The following is a 19,082-nucleotide window of genomic DNA, read 5'->3' as shown; positions in this document are numbered from 1 at the left end:
GAGCCGGAGCCGGGCCGGAGAGCCGACCTCCCGGTCGGCTCGGCACTCGCGCCCTGAGTGCATCCCGCTTTGTCGCCGTGTCGAGTGGCTCCCGATCCCGATCCAACGCACCTGGCCAGTCCACGCCGCGTTCGCAACTTAAACTCATCTGCCCGCATGCGCCGCTGTCATCCAATCTAGGCAGACTCCCCATCGCCCGACCGGGCGCAGCCCAAGAACACCTTGTCACACACCCCGACTTGTGACACCGTTCGCCTGCCGCCGCGCTTCCCCATCACAGGCCGCCCCCGCGAGACCGAGCAACGTGCCAGCCCGCAGTACCCAACGGCATCAGGGCAACACAGCCCACGCGACTGCTGCATTCGCCTTGCTGCTGGCGGTGATGATCTTCACGCCCGTTTTCCGCGCCGGCGCAACCCCGCTGGCCGCCTTGGTCAGTCAGCTTCTCGCGACCGCACTCTTGGTCGTCGTCCTCTGGTCGCCGCAGCGGATTACTCTAGGCAGGGCTCAAGCGGCGGTGCTGGCGCTCTTGGCCGTGCTGCCCGCCCTATACCTGATTCCGCTCCCTGCGGGCATGGCCGAAGCCTTGCCGGGCCGGAGCCTCTACGCCGAGGCCCAAGCGCTCTTGGCCCCGCTCCCGGAATCGCCCTCTGCCGCGCTGGCTCTCTACCCGAGCGCGGCCGCCGCGGCCGTGCTGTCGCTCATCCTGCCCATCGGCGTCTTCCTGGGCGTGCGCGTGCTTAGCCCCAAGCAGATGGAAATGCTCCTGTTCCTGGTCGTTCTCATTGCTGCGCTGCAAGCTCTCCTGGGGCTCGTGCAGTACGGCATCGGGCAGGGCGGCGGCACGCCACTCGCCGTCGAAGGCTCGCACCGCCTGTCCGGCGTCGGCACCTACGCCAACCGCAACCACCTCGCGGGCGTCATCGAGATGACCTTGCCCATCAGCTTGGCCCTGCTCTTCTACGCCCTGAGCAGGCTCCGAGGCAGCAGCGGGCATGCCGGCTCCGTCAAGCGCAAGGCGGTCGCCTTGGGCTCGCGCCCCGGACATGCGGCCATCCTGCACAGCGCCGTCGCCCTGCTGCTCGTCGTCGGGGCCGTCTTTACGCGCTCGCGCACCGGCATTGCGCTCACCATCGTCGGGATCTTGCTCACGACGGTCGTGTTCTCGCGCCAGATCGGGAAAAAGAGCGCCCTCGGTCCCGCCGGTGTCATCCTCGCATTGGCCTTGGCGTCCGGCATCAGCATCGGCCTGGCACCCGTGTTGGACCGCTTCTCGGTCTCCGATCTCGACGACGACGCCCGCTGGCAGATCTTCGATCAAACACTGCTCGGCGCCGAAACGATGCTGCCCGTGGGTGCAGGCCCCGGCGCCTTCCCCTACGCCTTTGCGGCGTTCCAGCCGCTGGAGCTCGGCTGGGCCTTCATAAACCGCGCGCACAACGACTACCTCGAATGGTGGTTCGACCTTGGCGCTGCGGGAGTCTTGTTGGTGCTGCTGGTCGTGGTGCTCTTCGGCCTGCAGTGGCGCCGAATTCTGACCACCGCCACGGTCGCGCGCATCTCATACCTCCAGATCGGCTGCGGCATCGGCGTCGCCCTGCTGGGCTTGCACGAGCTTGTCGACTACAATCTCTTCACGCCGGCAAACCAGGTCGTGTTTACCGTGCTGCTGTCCGTTTTCCTTTATCCCAACGAGCTTCTTGCTGCGACGACACACGGCTCCCGGCGGCGGCGTACGACGCCGGATCTGGTCCCGTTACCGCAGCCGAAGTCTGTCTCCGCAGTGCCGCCGGCGGATCAGATCGAGAATCCGTTCTTGTCGCGTTGACTGCCACGTCGCCCGGTTGTTATGAGTGGGACAACAGCAGAGGGGTTTGATGGCAACGGGACACGTCGACTGGCGTGCGTAGTTTGTCGGCGTCCCATGGACAATGCTTTGTGGTTGTCGCTGAAAGCGACTGCGCGCCAGAGAGAAGAACTGCTACTCTATTACAATCACGGCCGGGCGATCCGACTTCGCAGCCGCAACGAGATGTCGGCGGGCAAGCTCACCGATTTGCGTCACCTTAGCGGGTGACTTACGTGTTGGCGATATCCAAGGCGGTGGCCGAAGCTAGGTGATGCTCTACACACGATGTCGCGTTACGCCTCTGTAGGCGCCGCTGCGAAAATTCCAATGATCTGAAAAAGCTTAAGAAAATGTTTGACGACAAGTCAATACTCATTACCGGCGGAACGGGTTCGTTCGGCAAGCGATATGCCAAGACAATCCTGCAACGTTACAAGCCGCGTCGGCTGATCATCTTCTCTCGGGATGAGCTGAAGCAATTCGAGATGCAGCAGTCCTTTGACTCCGCTTGCATGCGCTATTTCATCGGCGACGTGCGCGACTTGTCGCGGCTGCAACAAGCGATGCGAGATGTCGACTTCGTGATTCATGCCGCCGCCCTCAAACAAGTTCCCGCGGCGGAATATAACCCGACTGAGTGCATTAAGACCAACGTGCATGGCGCGGAGAACGTTATCCGGGCCGCGTTGGACAATGAGGTCCAAAAGATCATCGCCTTATCCACGGACAAGGCCGCTAACCCCATCAACCTGTATGGCGCCACCAAGCTGGCATCGGATAAGCTTTTCGTCGCCGCCAACAACATGTCCGGTGGCCATATCACGAAGTTCTCGGTGGTGCGATACGGCAACGTCGTCGGCTCGCGTGGCTCCGTGGTTCCGTTCTTTCGCAAGCTCATTGATCAGGGCGCAGATTCCCTGCCCATCACGGATGAACGGATGACCCGTTTCTGGATCACCCTCCAGCAAGGCGTGGACTTCGTCCTGAAGAATTTTCAGCGCATGCAGGGCGGCGAGATTTTCGTGCCGAAGATTCCGTCGATTCGGATCACGGATCTCGCCGAAGCAATGGCGCCGGGATTGCCCACCAGAACAATTGGCATTCGCCCAGGCGAGAAACTGCACGAGGTGATGTGCCCCGCGGATGACTCGCATTTGACCCTGCAGTTCGACGATCATTACGTCATTCAACCGACCATTACCTTCTTCCACCGCGCGCATGCATACGACAGCAATCACCTGGGTGAGCAAGGGCATGCGGTCGTTCAGGGATTCTCATATAACTCAGGTGAAAACCAGTGCTTTCTGAACATCGACGAGATACGCGACTTCAATCGGATCGGCCTTGGTGATTGAACAAGACCGTGCGGTTTCCTACGCAGGCGGCGGCCCGTATCGCAAATACCGGTTTGCGGGCGCTGTCGGCGGGCAGTCGGTTCGCACTGATTATCGCACTTGCGAAGCTGTTACCACCTCAGGATCTCGCGCTATACGGTTTGTTCGTGGCCACGGTCGGCTTCAGCGTGTTGGCGGTTGGTGGTGAGTATTACACTCACGCACACCGCGAGTTACTTTCGGTAGATCGGTCACGCTGGTCCTGGGTGCTGCAGCACCAAGCCGTGGCGACAGCAATGCTCTATGCACTGTTTGTCCCTGCGCAACTCTTGATTTTTACGTTTGGGCTGTTGCCCTGGTCGCTGGCGGGTTGGTTCTTTGCAATACTGGTGCTTGAGCATTTTGGCCAGGAGTTAGACCGATTGTTGGTCGTCATGCAACGGCCCTTATCGGCCAGCATAGTTCTGTTCCTCCGCCTTGGGGTCTGGGTCTGGCCGCTGTTGTGGTGGTTCTGGCAACATCCCACTAGTCGGACACTTGAGTCGTTGTTTGCGGCCTGGGCTGTCGGGGCAGGCGCTGCATTGATTCTTGGCGGGTGGTTTGTATGGGCAAGAGCGGAGCAGTGGCGGCTCTGGCCGTTGGATACGGCATGGCTGTGGCGGGGGTTTCTGGTGGGCGGCCTCTTCCTGGCGTCTTCGATTTCGTACAAGGCGTTGACAACAGTGGATCGCTATGTAACCGATGCTCTCGCCGGTTCGGAGGTACTAGCGGCCTATGTGCTGTTTTTCAGCCTGGCGATGGTGCAGGGTCATGTCATCGTCCCCGCGATATTTGCGTTCCTGTATCCGCGGGCGGTTCGGCAATATCGCAGTGGGGAGTTCGCGGCATACCACCGTACAATGCGCGAGCTGCTCATTTCCACGGCGGTACTATCCTCGTTGGTCTCCGCCGTGATCGCCGGTGGCGCACCTTACTTGCTGCAATTGATCGACCGATCGGTCTACGCGGAACACCTTAACTTGCTATGGTTGCTGCTAGCGGCTGGGATCGTTTACATGCTCGCGATGGTCCCGCACTACGCTCTCTACGCGCGCGGCGCGGATAAAGATATCACCGTAATCCACATTGTAGCACTGGGGGTGTTTGGGCTGACCTGCTGGCTATTGGCGGAGCCGTTTCCTAATGAAGCTGCGGCGATAGCCCTGATTGCAGCGTCGCTCTGGATCGGCGGGGCAAAGTCAGTGCGGGTGGTCTTGCTCGCGGGTCAAGGCCGGGATGCTGACCTCTCCGCGGGCGTATCTTCATGATTCTGATGGCGGGGCGACTTGTTGGGAGTGACGGTTGACCCGGTGGTCAGCACGCGACCTTGCCGCGCTGCGGCGTCGGTGGCGTAAATGTGAGGACAGAGCTTAATCATGATTCCGTACGGCCGACAAGACATATCGCAGGATGACATTGATGCCGTCGTGGAAGTGCTGCGTTCGGATTTCATCACCCAGGGACCAACGATTGCTCGGTTCGAGGAAGCGGTCGCGGACTACTGTGGTGTGGCGCACGCCGTAGCGGTGAACAGTGCGACGTCGGCGCTGCACATCGCCTGTCTCGCCCTCGAACTAGCACCCGGCGATCTGCTGTGGACGTCGCCGTACACATTCGTCGCCTCCGCAAACAGTGCACTCTATTGCGGCGCGGAAGTCGATTTCGTAGATATCGACTCTAGCACCGGCAACATGAGCCTCACCGCGCTGGAGGCTAAGCTGATATGTGCTGCCGGGCGCGGGCGACTGCCAAAGGTCGTGATGCCCGTGCACTTCGCGGGTCAGTCCTGCGCGATGCAAGAGATTGCAGTCCTCAGTCGGCGCTATGGTTTTCGCATCATCGAAGATGGATCCCATGCCATTGGAGGACGCTACCGCGACGCGCCCACCGGCTGTTGTCGATATTGCGACATCACAGTGTTTAGCTTTCACCCGGTGAAAATCATCACCACGGGGGAGGGCGGTATGGCCCTCACAAACAACGAGCAGCTCGCATCGAGGATGGAGAGGCTGCGCTCGCACGGCATTACCAGGGACAGGTCGTTGATGGTCGGCGATACCGAGGGGGACTGGCTTTACGAGCAGGTCGAGCTGGGGTTCAATTATCGCATGACCGATCTGCAGGCGGCGCTGGGCCTAAGCCAACTCGCCCGATTGGATGAGTACGTTCGGCGGCGACACGCGCTGGTTCGCCGATACAGAAGCCTGTTGCAGGGGTTGCCTGTGCTGTTACCTCGTGAAACGCAGGAAACATATTCTGCGTATCATTTGTTTGTCGTCCGACTCGATCCCGCGCCGTGCCGCGCACGCCGTGCGGAGGTATTCGCTCGGATGCGGGCAGCGGGCATTGGCGTGAACGTTCATTATATTCCCGTGCATACGCAGCCTTATTACAGGCAGTTGGGCCATCAGGACGGAGACTTTCCGAATGCCGAAACTTTCTATGCGGGCGCGCTAACGTTGCCGCTATATCCAGGCTTGACGTTTGAGGAGCAAGACCTGGTGGTGGACGCGTTGCGCGACGCGCTTTGCAAAGAGTGCGCTGACGAAGCGACGTTTGTGCACGCGGGTCCGAAGCCCGCGCCGTCGCTAGTGTCATGATGGGCGTAGTCAATGGGGGGGGGGCAACCTAGCTCTTGTGCTCTCCCGTAGGGTTCGTACGGGCGCAGGTGATGAGGTGGTGGCTCCCTGCGTGTTCAGATCAGCGGAACCTCGGTGCTAGAACATACCGCGAACGAGTACTAGCCGGGTGGCCCCGATTAGTCGCTTGGCCTAATTGTATCGCCGTAGCTCGGTCAACTTTGGAGAAACGATGATGGTGCAGCCGACACTCATACTGGAGTGCGCGAATGCGCACAGCGGAGAGCCTGAGGTTCTAATGGAAACCATCCGTCGGTTCAGCAGTGTGGACTATGAACATAAGCAGATTAAGTTCCAGGCATTTCACCCCGACACCATAGCGTTGCCGGACTACGAGTGGTATCCCGTGTACCGCGAGTTGTCTTTTTCTTCGGAAGTTTGGCGAGAAATATTGGCAAAGGCAGCCGATGCGTTCGAGTGCGTGTGGCTCGACATCTTTGATCGGTTCGGGGCGGAGGTGTTGGCAAACAACCTTGAACGAGTCGCTGGCGTCAAGCTTCAGTCATCTGTTTTGCAGAACCTTGAAGTTATTGCTGCGCTTAGGGATCTTGATCTCCGGCGGCAACGGCTTATCGTCAACGTCTCGGGATTCGAGATCTCCGAGATAGAGCCATTGCTGAGCGGATTGCGCAGGATGTCGTTTTCCGAAGTCGTGCTGCAGGTAGGACATCAGGCGTACCCGACATCCGTAGCCGATACTGGTCTGCAGAAGATACCAATCTTGCGGGCGGCGTTCCCGGGCACCCCGGTTTGTATAGCGGATCACGCCCCGGCGGAGAATCAATTCGCACAGGTTATACCCTTGCTCGCGTTCGCCCTAGGCTGCGAGTATATCGAGAAGCACGTCTGTTTGCGGCGCGCGGACGCAAAGTATGATGCCTACTCGGCGATGGAGCCCGCGGAAACTGAGCGATTTGCCGCGTTGCTCTCGGTTTGCCCAGACATCCTGAATGGACCGTTTATCTCAGCGTCGGAGCGCGATTACTTGGCGAAGACGGTTCAGATCCCAGTAGCTTCCCGCGAATTGCGCGCCGGAACGTTGGTCGCGGACACGGACCTAATCTACCGAAGAACCGCGCAACCCGGAGTCGCGCATGCAACGATCCGGACGCTGCAGCGGCAGCATAGGCTTCTGGCTGACGGGATCGCCTCTGGTGATGCGCTGCGTGAGAACGGCTTTCGGCGTGCGCGCATTGGTGCGATTGTTGCCTGCCGAATGAAATCGTCGCGGTTGGCGAGGAAAGCGCTTTTGCCGCTCCACGGTCGCGCGTCGGTCGAGCGCTGCCTAGAGAACTGCCTAATGATGTCCGATGCGGACATTGTGGTGCTTGCCACCTCGGATTTGGAGGAAGACCGAATCCTTGAATCGCATGTCCTGGATGGAAAGGTGGGTTTTTGGGCGGGCGACCCGGATGACGTCATTCAGCGTTATCTCGGTGCGTGCGCAGCGCACGACATCGATGTGATTATCCGGGTGACCGCGGACTGTCCAGTTGTTTCTCCGGAGATTGCCCATCACTTGGTGGACGCGCATTTTGCCGCCGGTGCCGATTATACGGCGGCAGCAGATCATTCGCCTGGAACGGCGTGCGAAATTTACAACGCCGAGGCGCTCCGTAGAGTGATTCATCTCATGGGACACGCGCAGCATTCGGAATATATGACTTGGTATATGCGAAACAATGCGGATATTTTTAAGGTCAACATGGTAGAACTCCCATCAGAACTCCGTCGGAGTTATCGTCTGACGTTGGATTACCCCGAGGATCTCGAGTTGTTTGAGGGCCTTTTCGTTGAGCTCGATGGTCGCGGTCAGTTGCCGACGCTCGACAACGTATTCGCGGTGCTCGATTCAACGCCTGGGCTTGCTGAAGTGAATTCCCATTTGACTCTGCGCTACAAGACCGATCCCGAGCTCATTGGCATGCTGGATCAAGTTACCCGCATTAGGCTGGACGAGATGTTGACTCAGTGAGGCTCTTGCCGCCGTCCACTCCGGTTTCCCGGTGAACCACTATGACAGCACACGCGCATGCACACAGAGAGCGCGACTTGAGAAGCGAGGTCCATTAGCGTGTCAGATTCTGTTGATGAGAGTTATAAGGTTGCGCGCTACCGCACGGAGCAGGAGCGGTTCTGGGCTGGGGAGTTTGGAACGGAGTATATCGGCCGGAATCAAAACGCCTCGATCGTTGCGGCGAATCTCGCTCTTTTTGCTCAGGCGCTTCGCGGCGCCCGGGGAATCGAATCGTGCCTGGAGTTCGGGGCGAACATTGGGCTCAATCTGCGTGCTTTGCGGCAGTTGCTACCGCACGCCAGTTTGGGCGGCATAGAGATCAACGAAGAAGCGTGTTCAGCGCTGCGTTGTTGGCTGGATGCTTCGGGCGGAGGGCAGGCGCATCACGCGTCTATACTGGAGTTTTGCCCGCCGTCTGCCGTAGATCTGGTCCTTGTTAAGGGCGTGCTGATCCACATATCGCCCGACGAACTCCCTCTGCTATACGAAAAGCTTGTTCAAGCGTCCAAGCGCTACGTTTTGGTCGCAGAGTACTATAACCCGACGCCGTTGGCAGTACCGTATCGGGGACATGGGGAGCGGCTTTTCAAGCGGGACTTCGTTGGCGAGATGATGGACCGGCATCGGGATCTTAGGCTGATCGACTACGGCTTCGTCTATCACCGGGATCCGCTCTTCCCGCAGGACGACCTAACGTGGTTTCAACTGGAGAAGTAGGGTGCACGTCGCGATACGTGTTGACGCTAGCCGGGCGATAGGAGTCGGCCATGTTATGCGGTGTCTCGCCCTTGCCGATGAACTGCGGCGTCGTAGCGCGGAGGTGATCTTCATCTGTCGGGCGCATGTTGGCAATTTATGCGAGTTGATAAGCGATCAAGGTTTTCAGATCGCCTGCTTAGCGGAGCGTTGCGACGGTGGCGCACCGCGGTCAGCAAACTCGCTCCAGCCCTCCCCTAGCAATGAAAGTGAGGGTATACCAGCTCAGACGGCAGTATCTTGGAGGGACGGGAGCGAAGATGCGGAGCAGACGGCGAACGTGATTCGAAGGAGGGGGGATGTCGACTGGCTGGTTGTGGATCATTACGCGCTGGATGCCAGATGGGAGTCTGCGTTAAGGCCGGTAACACGTCGGATCATGGTCATTGACGATCTCGCTGACCGTGCGCACGACTGTGATCTTCTTTTGGACCAGAACCTGTATCCCGACATGGAAAACAGGTATCGCCGTTTGGTCCCAGAGGGGTGCCGCCTTTACGTGGGACCGCGCTTCGCGCTGCTGCGCGCCGAGTTTGCCGGTGCCGCGTGCGTCCCGCGGGCACGGAGCGATGTGGTGCGTCGTGTGCTGGTTTGCTTCGGGGGGGTCGACGTAGGAAATGCCACACTCAAGGCCTTGTTAGCCTTGGAGGCGACGGGATGTGTCGGGTTCCGCGTTGATGTCGTCATAGGGGCTACAAATCCCCACCGCGGGGAGCTAGAACGTTATTGTGACCTCCGCCCACAACTACGCATCCACGTTCAGCCCGGAAACCTTGCGCAACTGATGTCAGCGGCCGATCTCGCCATCGGGGGAGGCGGTGTGACCACTTGGGAGCGCTGTGCCGTGGGGCTGCCAGCAATAGTCTGGCCGATAGCGCGGAATCAGCGTGATGTCATTGACGCGGCGGCCGAGTACGGCGCTCTGCACGCTCCCGAACCGTCGGCCGTCGAGAGCGTGGATCAACTGTCAAGGCATATTGCGGCCCTGCTCGGCTCTCCGGCTCTGCGCCGCCTTATCAGCACGCGCGCGGCTTCGCTCTGCGACGGGAGGGGCACCCGGAGAATCGCTGACGCCCTCATTCCTGCTGCGGTTCGCCTACGGCCGGCGGGGTCCGAGGACTGCGAGGCCATATTCCAATTGAGAAACGATCCGAACACCCGGTGCGTCTCCCACGATCCAGAGCCGATCCCATATGAGAGGCACTGCGTTTGGTTTCATGAGTCCCTGCGCAATCGTGCCCGGATATTGCTGATTGCCGAACAAGAGGGAGCGAAAATCGGCGTGCTGCGCTACGACATAGAAGAAACCGTTGCCTTGTTGTCCATTTACCTTGCCCCTTGGCTGCATGGACGCGGACTGGGTTCCGGGATGCTGCAGGCAGGGGAGACTTGGATGCGCGAGCACCACGGCGATGTCAAGCTTTTTAGGGCCGTCGTGCTCGAAAGGAATACGCGCTCAAAGGCACTTTTCGAAGGCGACGGGTTCTTGCGCAAACAAAGCGTCTACGAGAAGGCACTGAAACCATGAACCACAAGGTTATCCCTCTCCTAAACCGAGCAATCGGATTAGGACACCCACCGTTCGTCATCGCCGAAATGTCGGGGAACCACAACCAATCTCTTGAGCGAGCGTTGGCGATTGTTGAGGCCGCAGCGCAAGCCGGAGCTCATGCACTCAAGATCCAGACCTATACCGCGGACACGATGACGCTCGACCTTGAGGAAGGCGAGTTCTTCATCAATGACGCGAATAGCCTTTGGAATGGAACCACACTGCATGCACTTTATCAACAGGCATACACTCCATGGGACTGGCACGAGCCGATATTCCAACGGGCGCGGGATCTCGGGATGATCGCGTTCAGCACACCCTTCGACGAAACCGCGGTTGACTTCCTTGAGGAGCGCGAAGTCCCGTGCTACAAGATCGCGTCTTTCGAGAACACCGACATACCGCTCATCCGCAAGGTCGCCGCAACGGGCAAGCCACTGATCATCTCCACGGGGATGGCGACGGTTGCCGAGTTAGCCGAGTCTGTCGAAGCCGCCCGGGAGTCCGGTTGCCGGGATTTGGTCCTACTCAAGTGCACGAGTACCTATCCCGCCAGTCCGGAGAACAGCAACCTCAGCACTATTCCCCACCTGCGGGATCTTTTCGCGTGTGAGGTCGGTCTTTCTGATCATACGCGAGGAATTGGGGTCGGGGTTGCAGCCGTTGCGCTCGGTGCGACCGTCGTCGAGAAGCACTTCACGTTGAATCGCGCGGAAGGTGGCGTTGACAGTGCCTTTTCCATGGAGCCGACGGAGCTAGAAGCGCTGGTCTGCGAAACCGAGCGAGCGTGGAAGGCGAAGGGCACTGTTCACTACGGAGCAACGGAGGCCGAGCAGGCTTCGCTGCGCTTCCGACGCTCCGTCTATATCGCAAGAGATATTAAGGCCGGCGACGCCTTAACGCGCGATAACCTGCGGATAATTCGGCCGGGCAATGGTCTCGCCCCGAAGCATTTTGAATCGCTCTTAGGCCGGTGCGTGAACCGGAATTTGCCAGTCGGTACTGCAATGGCGTGGGAGTACCTTCGGTGAATGCAGGAGCGCTCTTTCGGAAGTTGTTTGCCGTGATTCCGCGCGCATCATGGCGTTGGCGGCATGCCGGAAGGATAAGCATCATGCTTCGCGAGCCACGAGCGCGAGCCGTGAACCAACCGTCGAACAGCGACGGTGGCGGTAGCTTGGTGGCGAGAGGTATATCCGCGAGTGGACAATCGTGGCTTTAGTATGTACGGGCTGAAAGCGTTTGTAGGTGCCCAACTCCCTTTCCCGTTGTACAGCGCGGCCTACGCCCTGGTGCGTGAATCGCCCCGGCGGCGCTGGCGGGCCGCCAAGATGAAACAACTTGGCTTGGAGGACTGGTCGGTAATTGACCTGAGTGCCTACAAGCGTAGTGACACTCTGTTCGTGTTAGGTAGCGGCGCTTCCATCAACCGCATCACCGACCGCCGCCTCGCCGCAGTCGCTCGGCATGATTCGGTGGGATGGAATTTTTGGGTCTGCCATCCGCTTGTGCCAACGCTGTATCTGTTCGAGGATGTCAAGGTTGAATCCAGTCCAGTCGGTACACGCGAATGGCGAATCGACGTGCTCGACCGGCTCGTGGATGAGATGTCCCGGCGGAGTGATTATGCATCGGTGCCAAAGTTCCTTGACGAACTGCGGCCTCAAGAGCGTCTTTTGGAAGAGAAATTGCCTCTGCACTTCCAGCAGCGACTTTATGCGGCTAATACGCTCATGTATCCGGCGCGATCCTATCACGAACTGCGGCTAACGCTACGGTCTCTCGGCGTGCGGGGTACGTTCGCTGCTCAGACTCGTCTGCCGACCCTGCCGAAGGTGGGCTTCACTCTCGGAACAATCCTCAGTATCGCGATCTGCCTACGGTATAGGCGCATCATTCTTTGTGGCGTGGACGTCACATCGCCGGGATACTTTTACGAGGATGCCGACCGATATCCTCGGATGAAGGCGTTTCGTAGTTCTGTGGCGGGCTCCACGCATTTGTCGTCTCAGGTATTGGGGCTCCGCTGCCGGTTCCCAGATTTCGTGCGCGCGCTACGCGACGAGGTTATGATCCCGCTTGGCATAGAGTTGTTTGTTGAAAGTAGGACGTCGGGATTGTACCCGGAGGTGCCGGAGGCGCCGGAGTCCGTGTTTGTATAATGTCAGCGCGTGTGCAACCCTAGCGACAGGCAAGGCCAGCATTGTTATCTGCGATCAGGCACCCAGCATAGTCAGCGCTGTGCGGAGGTTCGTGGGTGTAGCAGGTACGGGTTGAGAGGCGCGCCTTGCCGTTGCGGCAGCTTCGTGTAGGAGCCTCACCTGATGCGTGCGGGTAGCGAGTAACTGTCGAATGCACGACCAGTTCGGCCTTATCAGCGTTCTCTATGCCGTGCTGCTCGTCCTCATGAACACGGCAGCATTATCGGTGTTGGCAAGACGAACGACCTGGCTTCCGGGCGTCGCATGGTTGCTGTTTAATTATTCCTGGATGGTCGTTTCGAACATCGTATTGGAGGGGGAGCGGCAGTACATCACCGAACAGATGCGCTATTCTCTTGCGAACGGCGCGACGCTGCTACTGCTTGGTTACACTGCGCTTTTCCTGGCAGGCTACTTCATTGGCGCGGCGGTACTCGACCGCTATGTTAAACGAGCGGAATCCAGGCTCCCTTCGTTCCGCCTCGGCGACAGGGTGGTGACTCGCAAACAGACAGAAACCGCGGTGTTCTGGATTATTGTCGCTACCCTACTTGTGCTCATCGGTCATGCGCTAGTGTCCGGCAGCCCAGTTTTCAATCGTTCGGTGATTACCCAGCAGCATTTCTGGGACGACGCGGCGCGCGTGCCGGCGCTGGCCAAGGTGTATTCGCAATTGCCAGCGGTGGCGTTCGCGTTTGCTGTTGTAAGTACGTCAATTAAGAGAACCTTGATCGTAGTTGTTCTGTGCATCGTGAGTTTGGCGCTCGTGGGAGACAACTTTAGTGCCATGTTCTTTACAACGTACTTCGGCTTGTTTCGGGCACTACAGCATTTGAACCTCCGCTCGGTCATCACTCCGAGAGCGATTGCCGGCGCGGCCGCGTTCGTTAGCCTATTTGTGTGGCTCACGATTATGGGCTACCAGTCTGAGGGGCGACAAGAAAGCGCGGCCATAAATTTTATGTTCTACCGGAGCCTTGTCCTGCAAGGCCATGTGTGGTGGGGTCTAGTCGACTACGTTCGTGAATTCGGTCCGGTAGGCGATGCCTGGCATCTGCTGGAGAATGACGGCATGGACACCGCAATGAAGATCGTAGCGCCTGCCAGCATCTATGGGCGCTTCGCGGAAGGGGGGGGGCGCTTTACGGGAGCTTACCCCGGTGTCTTGCACCTGTCTTTTGGCGCAGGGGCGATGGTTCTACAGGTGCTCGTTGGCGCGTTGTTCGCGTTTGTAGTATTGACGTTCCATTACGTCGCTCGGTTGGGTTTCGTTTGTGCTTTTCTCGCGGCAAAAGTCTTCCAATATGTCATCATCTTCTTGGTCATGGGCGACAGCGGACGGCTCTTTGCGCTGAATCCTGCGGTATACTCTATGTTACTGATGTTCTTCGTGTTGATGGCCGTATGGCTGCGTAGCCAACGATTTGGTCAATCGGCCGGAGGTCGTTGTCGTGTCGGCATAGCGCGGAGCGAGGGCGTACGTTAGATTACGCTGTTAGCGTGTTTCGGCCCCGATCGCGTGCAGGTCTTCTCTGCAGTATTAGCAACGTAAAGTTTCGGCGTTCAAGCAGATCAGAGCACGCATATTCTCCCATCTCCCGCCTGTTGACGGGCCGCTTATTGGAGCGTGTATGCTTGAGGCAAATACTTGCTGTTGTCCTTGCGGTGATATGGATATATCGGCTCATGGAGTCCCGCGATACGATGGCAGATGCGAGGGGGCGGGGATGTCCGCCCGGCGGAGCCGTTGGGGTGATGCGTTCTTGCGCAGAGCGGACCATGTCTAATTCGTTGCGGAGAATAAGCCGTGCAAGTAAACCAGTCTGATCTGGACCATCTTCGTTGGTTCGACCGCTTGGTACACGTGAGTTTGAAGGATAAAGCAGTGTTGGACCTCGGCTGTGGCTCAGGTCATATCTGCCGCTCGGCGATAGAGCGGGGAGCGCAGTTCGCCGTCGGTGTTGATGTAGTTAAGCCAAAGAGGGAGGCCGGCGCTGAGTGGAAGTTCGTCTACGGCGATCTCGATAGTGCTTCCTGGCACGGGAGTCTTGGTCGTCGGTTCAATTTGGTCACGGCTTTCGACATCATTGAGCACCTTAGATCCCCGTTCGATTTCTTGGTGACATGCGGCAAATTGCTAGAGCCGGAGGGCTTGTTGGTTCTCACTACAGTTAACGTCGATTCCTGGGAGCGGCTTATCCGCCCGGGCGAATGGTCTGGAGCAACGGACGCGCAGCATAAGATCCTATTCACGAAGTACAGTCTCGCCTTTCTGCTCGCGAGAACGGGTTTCAGTGTGAACGTAATGGCGGCGCCGATTCGTAAGATCGAGTTTCTCGGCGCGCTGCAGCCAGGTTTCGGCGGGCAGTTGTTTTGCGTGTGCAAGCTTCGTAAGCAGGCGTAGACCACAGACCACGAAGGCTACCCAGTGGCGTGTGCTTCTTGAGCATTCGCGCGAGAGTTTCCTTTGGACGGTCTGCCACTTGGGCATTTCACAAGAGGTGAGTTTGGATCATGCGTCGAGACACGAGGCAATCTGAGATCGGGAGATTGGGCAGACGTCTGCGGGATCTGCGGGAAACGCAGTCCCTCGCTTACGTCGCTAGCCGGTCGGTTGACAAGTTGGCTGTGTATGCCGCGTATCCATTTGCTTGCCGACGGTTTGCCAACCGCCGATTTGAGGCCTTGGGAGTTTCTCTACGGCACTTTGTCCACCATTACAACGTAACGTGGCGTAATGAGCGTTGTGTTGAAATTGCCTGTGCGCTTCATTTTCTGAAGGAGTGGGAACATTCCCGGGTGCTGGAGGTTGGCAACGTACTGTCTTATTACAGCGACCATGCGCATTGCGTAAGCGATAAGTATGAGCAATCGCCTGGCGTGCTCGGGATCGACTTTCTTGATTTTAAGCCAGAGAACCGGTTTGACAGTTTCATTTCGGTGTCTACATTTGAGCATATAGGTTGGGACGAGAGCCCTCGTACTCCCGGAAAGGTTGAACGTGCGTTGTTTCGGATCCGCGAATTAGTGTTGAACCCGGAGCGGGTGTTCTTGGCTCTGCCGTTAGGCTACAACCAAGAGCTTGATGATCTTCTGATAGCTGGCCGGCATCCTTTTGCGAGAGCCGAATACCTCGTCAGAGTTGATAAGGAACAGCATTGGGACAGCGTCCCCTTAGCTGCCGCGCTGGCGCCGAAGCATCGGTATAATGCGAGGTTCGAGGGGGCTAGCGCTCTCGCACTGTTCCTCGGGTTGAATGATGAGATTGCCTGAACGTAAACGAGTGGTTGTGTTCACGCGCTCAGCGTGAGTCTGAGGCGGTGACCGCAAATGAAGATCGCGATTACGCACGATTGGCTCACCAACTTTGGTGGCGGCGAGAACGTGCTGCGACAGATGATTTCGGCTTATCCGGATGCTGACGTCTTTTCCGCCATTATTCGTAGGGACTGCGCGGCGCAGCTAGAAACGTCCGGTCGCGTGTTGGAGAGCTGGCTCGGGCATGCACCGCTCGCTCGCACGCGGTGGCAATGGTATCTTCTGATGCTTTCGTACGCGTTTCGTTCGTTTGATTTCGGTGACTACGACTTGGTGCTCGCGTCCAGCTATTATGCGGCGCACCACGTAAGAGCGAAGCGGGTGTTGTGCTACAAGCACTCTCCAGGAAGGGCTGTGTGGGGAGACGGGAGTTATCTGGCCATGCATCCCTCATTCCCATGGTTTCTAAAGCCGCTGGCCGTTCCTCAGTTGAAGTGGTTCCGACGCTTGGACACGCGCTTCTCACATGCGGGACGTTGCGATATGGTGGCCAATTCGAGTTTCTGTGCGGCCTGGGCAATGAACGCTTATCAACGAGATGATGTCGGCGTGCTGTATCCCCCGGTAGACATCGACCGCTTCATTCGGATTGGGCAAGTCTCTAGCCGCGGTCGGCGGACGCATAAGGGATATTGGATGTGTTGGAGCCGTCACGCCCCACAGAAGCGGTTGGACGTGATTGTCGAGGCGGCCGCGCTAATGCGGCAATCGGTGGTGCTCGCTGGCAGCGGACCCGCGACGAGCGGGCTGAAAAAGCTCGCTGCGAAGCTTGATGCGCCGGTAAGTTTCGTTGGACGCGTCGAAGACTCCACGCTGGATAGGCTTATTGCTGATGCCAAGGGTTTCGTCTTTCCTGCGGAGGAGGATTTTGGGATCGCTCCCTTGGAAGCGCTAGCCGCTGGGCTGCCGGTTGTTGCTTACGGCAGCGGTGGTGTGTGCGACTGGCTGGAAGACGCCGTGGGTGAGAAGTTCAAACACCAGGATGGTCGAGACTGCGCCGCGGCAATGCTACGTCAGGAACGGAAGTCGTTTGATACGGAACGTGCCCGAGTCATTTCACAGCAATTTTCGATTCCGCGTTTCCAAGATGGTCTGAAGAAGGCGGTCGACGGCGTCGTCAATAGTTCTGATAGATGATGCGTTTGCGCATCTTGTTATCCGGATTCGCGAGGCGATTGTTAGCCTATGTCACGAAACGAAGCGCGATTGAGCGAGCGTAGTGGTCGCCTTCTGCTGTCGCCGGATTTTTAGCCCTGTACTGGAAGCTGCAATTTAATGAAGAGGGCTCGTTGATGTCGCTGCGGGACTCTGTCTTGGGAATAGGCGCCGCAGGCTGTGAGGCAGCGTTCGACTATCTGAAGGTCATGCTTCGTGGAAAAGTCACTCCAGAACGCACCATCTCTGAGGCGCAGTTCAACAGATGCCTAGAGCGGCTGGCCGGCATCCACGGCGTCGCGGCGTTTCTCGCTCATCGGGCCATCGAGATAGGGGTGCTCCCCGAGTGGCCACGCGCGGTCGCTCGGCGCTTAGAGGACAAGTTGCGCGCGGCTGCGGTGCGGGAAATGGGAGCTCGGCAGGCGCTGCGGGCAGCACTGAGCGGGTTTGCGTCGGCGGGGATTAGGGCCGTGTTGATCAAAGGGACTCCTCTTGCCTATACGCATTACCCGGCGCCGCACTTAAGAGAGCGTGGGGATGTAGACGTATTCGTAGCTGAGGACGATCGCGTGCGCGCGCACGACGTGCTTCTCGCACTCGGTTATACGGCCAGTGCGGCGTGGGCGAGACATTGTGGCTCCTATCAACTGCAGTATGGCGCACCGAAGGCTTCGGCTCTTGCCTATGATATCGATCTGCACTGGCGTATTAACGATAGGCAAGTCTTCGCTGAAGCGATCAGATTTGAGGAGCTGTGGGGTTCGGCTGTTCCCGTTGCGGAGCTGTTCGAGCATGCGTGGGCACCGAAGCCTGTTCATGCGCTTCTAGTCGCGTGTATTCACCGCGCCCATCACATGCATGTCAAGTATTTGGTAGATGGAGAAGCCCATTTCGAGGCCAATCGGCTCGTTTGGCTTTATGACATACACGCGTTAGCGAGTGGCTTCACGGACCTGGAATGGGAGGAGTTCATCGCTCTTGCGGTGGGCAGGCGCATCGGAAATGTTTGCGACAATGGTCTGCGCGCAGCGGAGGAGCATCTAGAAACGCATCTTGACCCTAGTATCTCGGAGAGACTCCTGAGTCGGCGGGAGAGGGAACTGTCGCGTAGATTGCTGTCCGGGCGCGGGGGCGAAAGCTATCGCTGGAATGACTTTGTGGCACTTCGGAGTTTACGCGACAAGTCGCGTTTAGTCGCTGATTGGCTGTGGCCGACTAAGGAGCACATGGCACAGAAGTTCAACGTACCCGTGGAGCGCGTGACGCCGACGCTCTATCTGCAACGCGCACTCATCTGGGGCGGAAAGCAAATGTGGAACAGGCTGTATCGCGTGTTTGTGAACCGCCGGCGTGATTAGAAACGACTGCGCTTGCTGTCCGGAGCAAATAGGAGGGAATGGGACGGCGTTGACTCGGACGGCGTTGTGTTTGAACCGCGTTTCCTGTCAAGATGGGTTGGTAGAAAAGTTGCGAAAGTTCATGCCACGAAATCACTGTACCCAGATCCGGAGTCCAAGCACTAAGAGACGGTTTGGTGGGCTAATCTCAATGTTGCGTCGAAGCGCTTGCGGATGTTCGGTCGAGCCGCAGCGAAGTAGGCTGGTTGGGCGCCGGGACGCTGCGACATTGTTGCATCGCTGGGCAGCGTATCGGCTTGGTTGGGGAAAGGATGTGACTGATCGATCTGAGCGCAATCGCACGTATCGGGTTTCGGTCGGAGTTCGGCGGCTGGACAGTGGCGAGAAGTAGGGGCCGCGCTGCGCTAGTGCTTTGCTATGAAAATCCCGAGACCGTTTGCGCCTCAAGCCGCCAGCGGCTTGCCGGTGTAAGTCCAGCGAAACGGCTTGGCCAGGGTATTGTTGAAGTGGTCGATGAAGGTGGAGAGCCTGCGTTGGAGGTCCTCGACGGAGGTGAAGTTGCCGCGGCGGAGCACTTTGCGCGCGAGGATGGAAAACCACATCTCGATCTGGTTGAGCCACGAGGCATGCTTGGGCGTGAAGTGGAAGACGATGCGGTGGCTGGCGTCGCACAGGAAGCGCGTGCGCGTGGCCATCGACGCGAGGACGCCGTGCTTGCCTTTGACGCCGAGGTCGGTGTCGATGCCGCAGGCCGCGGCGACCAAGCGCACGACGGCTTCCGAGCAGTGGATGTTGAGATTGTCCATGATCAGGTGCCAATGGGTGTCGTCGTCGCGTTGTGCAAGCAATTCAGCCAAGTACTGG

Annotated in this window: 15 protein-coding genes; 14 read left to right on the top strand and 1 reads right to left on the bottom strand. The window is 58.4% G+C overall.

The window, feature by feature from the left end:
- Positions 1-304 precede the first annotated feature (304 nt).
- The 14 genes from ML01_RS25215 (at position 305) to ML01_RS25155 (ending at position 18,218) form a co-directional block, all read left to right on the top strand.
- Positions 305-1,828 (top strand): O-antigen ligase, encoded by a 1,524-nt coding sequence (locus ML01_RS25215; RefSeq protein WP_156427995.1) that lies wholly within the window; start codon positions 305-307, stop codon positions 1,826-1,828.
- Positions 1,829-2,199: 371 nt separating this feature from the next.
- Entirely contained in the window at positions 2,200-3,204 is a 1,005-nt protein-coding gene (gene pseB / locus ML01_RS25210; RefSeq protein WP_058558138.1) for a UDP-N-acetylglucosamine 4,6-dehydratase (inverting), read from the top strand.
- Complete coding sequence (locus ML01_RS25205; protein ID WP_156427994.1) at positions 3,201-4,490, top strand: lipopolysaccharide biosynthesis protein; 1,290 nt, start codon at positions 3,201-3,203, stop codon at positions 4,488-4,490. The genes pseB and ML01_RS25205 overlap by 4 nt, the downstream gene beginning before the upstream one ends.
- 108 nt (positions 4,491-4,598) lie before the next feature.
- The gene (pseC, locus tag ML01_RS25200; protein WP_082674667.1) at positions 4,599-5,822 is read left to right on the top strand and encodes a UDP-4-amino-4,6-dideoxy-N-acetyl-beta-L-altrosamine transaminase; all 1,224 of its coding nucleotides are present in this window, start codon (positions 4,599-4,601) and stop codon (positions 5,820-5,822) included.
- Between the two features lie 277 nt (positions 5,823-6,099).
- Positions 6,100-7,836 (top strand): cytidylyltransferase domain-containing protein, encoded by a 1,737-nt coding sequence (locus ML01_RS25195; protein ID WP_162268109.1) that lies wholly within the window; start codon positions 6,100-6,102, stop codon positions 7,834-7,836.
- Between the two features lie 99 nt (positions 7,837-7,935).
- Complete coding sequence (locus ML01_RS25190) at positions 7,936-8,595, top strand: pseudaminic acid biosynthesis-associated methylase (protein ID WP_058558135.1); 660 nt, start codon at positions 7,936-7,938, stop codon at positions 8,593-8,595.
- A gap of 1 nt (position 8,596) precedes the next feature.
- A complete protein-coding gene (gene pseG, locus ML01_RS25185) occupies positions 8,597-10,162 on the top strand; it encodes a UDP-2,4-diacetamido-2,4,6-trideoxy-beta-L-altropyranose hydrolase (RefSeq protein ID WP_082674666.1) in 1,566 nt (521 codons plus the stop codon).
- Entirely contained in the window at positions 10,159-11,217 is a 1,059-nt protein-coding gene (gene pseI, locus ML01_RS25180) for a pseudaminic acid synthase (protein ID WP_058558133.1), read from the top strand. Before pseG ends, pseI begins: the two co-directional genes overlap by 4 nt.
- Positions 11,218-11,409: 192 nt before the next feature.
- Entirely contained in the window at positions 11,410-12,348 is a 939-nt protein-coding gene (locus ML01_RS25175) for a hypothetical protein (RefSeq protein ID WP_058558132.1), read from the top strand.
- Between the two features lie 190 nt (positions 12,349-12,538).
- Entirely contained in the window at positions 12,539-13,873 is a 1,335-nt protein-coding gene (locus ML01_RS25170; protein ID WP_058558131.1) for a DUF6418 domain-containing protein, read from the top strand.
- Positions 13,874-14,194: 321 nt separating this feature from the next.
- Positions 14,195-14,791 (top strand): bifunctional 2-polyprenyl-6-hydroxyphenol methylase/3-demethylubiquinol 3-O-methyltransferase UbiG, encoded by a 597-nt coding sequence (locus ML01_RS25165; protein ID WP_058558130.1) that lies wholly within the window; start codon positions 14,195-14,197, stop codon positions 14,789-14,791.
- 218 nt (positions 14,792-15,009) lie between these two features.
- The gene (locus tag ML01_RS29395; RefSeq protein WP_156427993.1) at positions 15,010-15,660 is read left to right on the top strand and encodes a hypothetical protein; all 651 of its coding nucleotides are present in this window, start codon (positions 15,010-15,012) and stop codon (positions 15,658-15,660) included.
- A 57-nt stretch (positions 15,661-15,717) separates the two neighbouring features.
- Positions 15,718-16,842: a glycosyltransferase gene (locus ML01_RS25160; RefSeq protein WP_058558129.1), complete on the top strand. Its 1,125-nt coding sequence runs from the start codon at positions 15,718-15,720 to the stop codon at positions 16,840-16,842.
- A 155-nt stretch (positions 16,843-16,997) separates the two neighbouring features.
- The gene (locus ML01_RS25155; RefSeq protein WP_058558128.1) at positions 16,998-18,218 is read left to right on the top strand and encodes a nucleotidyltransferase family protein; all 1,221 of its coding nucleotides are present in this window, start codon (positions 16,998-17,000) and stop codon (positions 18,216-18,218) included.
- Between the two features lie 443 nt (positions 18,219-18,661).
- Here the strand turns inward: ML01_RS25155 and ML01_RS25150 are convergent.
- On the bottom strand, positions 18,662-19,082 hold a 421-nt coding region (locus ML01_RS25150; RefSeq protein ID WP_173865218.1), incomplete at its 5' end, for a transposase.

Source organism: Thiohalocapsa sp. ML1 (assembly GCF_001469165.1).
Lineage (GTDB): Bacteria > Pseudomonadota > Gammaproteobacteria > Chromatiales > Chromatiaceae > Thiohalocapsa.
Note: the sequence above shows the minus strand (reverse complement) of the source record. Positions and strands in the feature narration are given on the sequence as shown.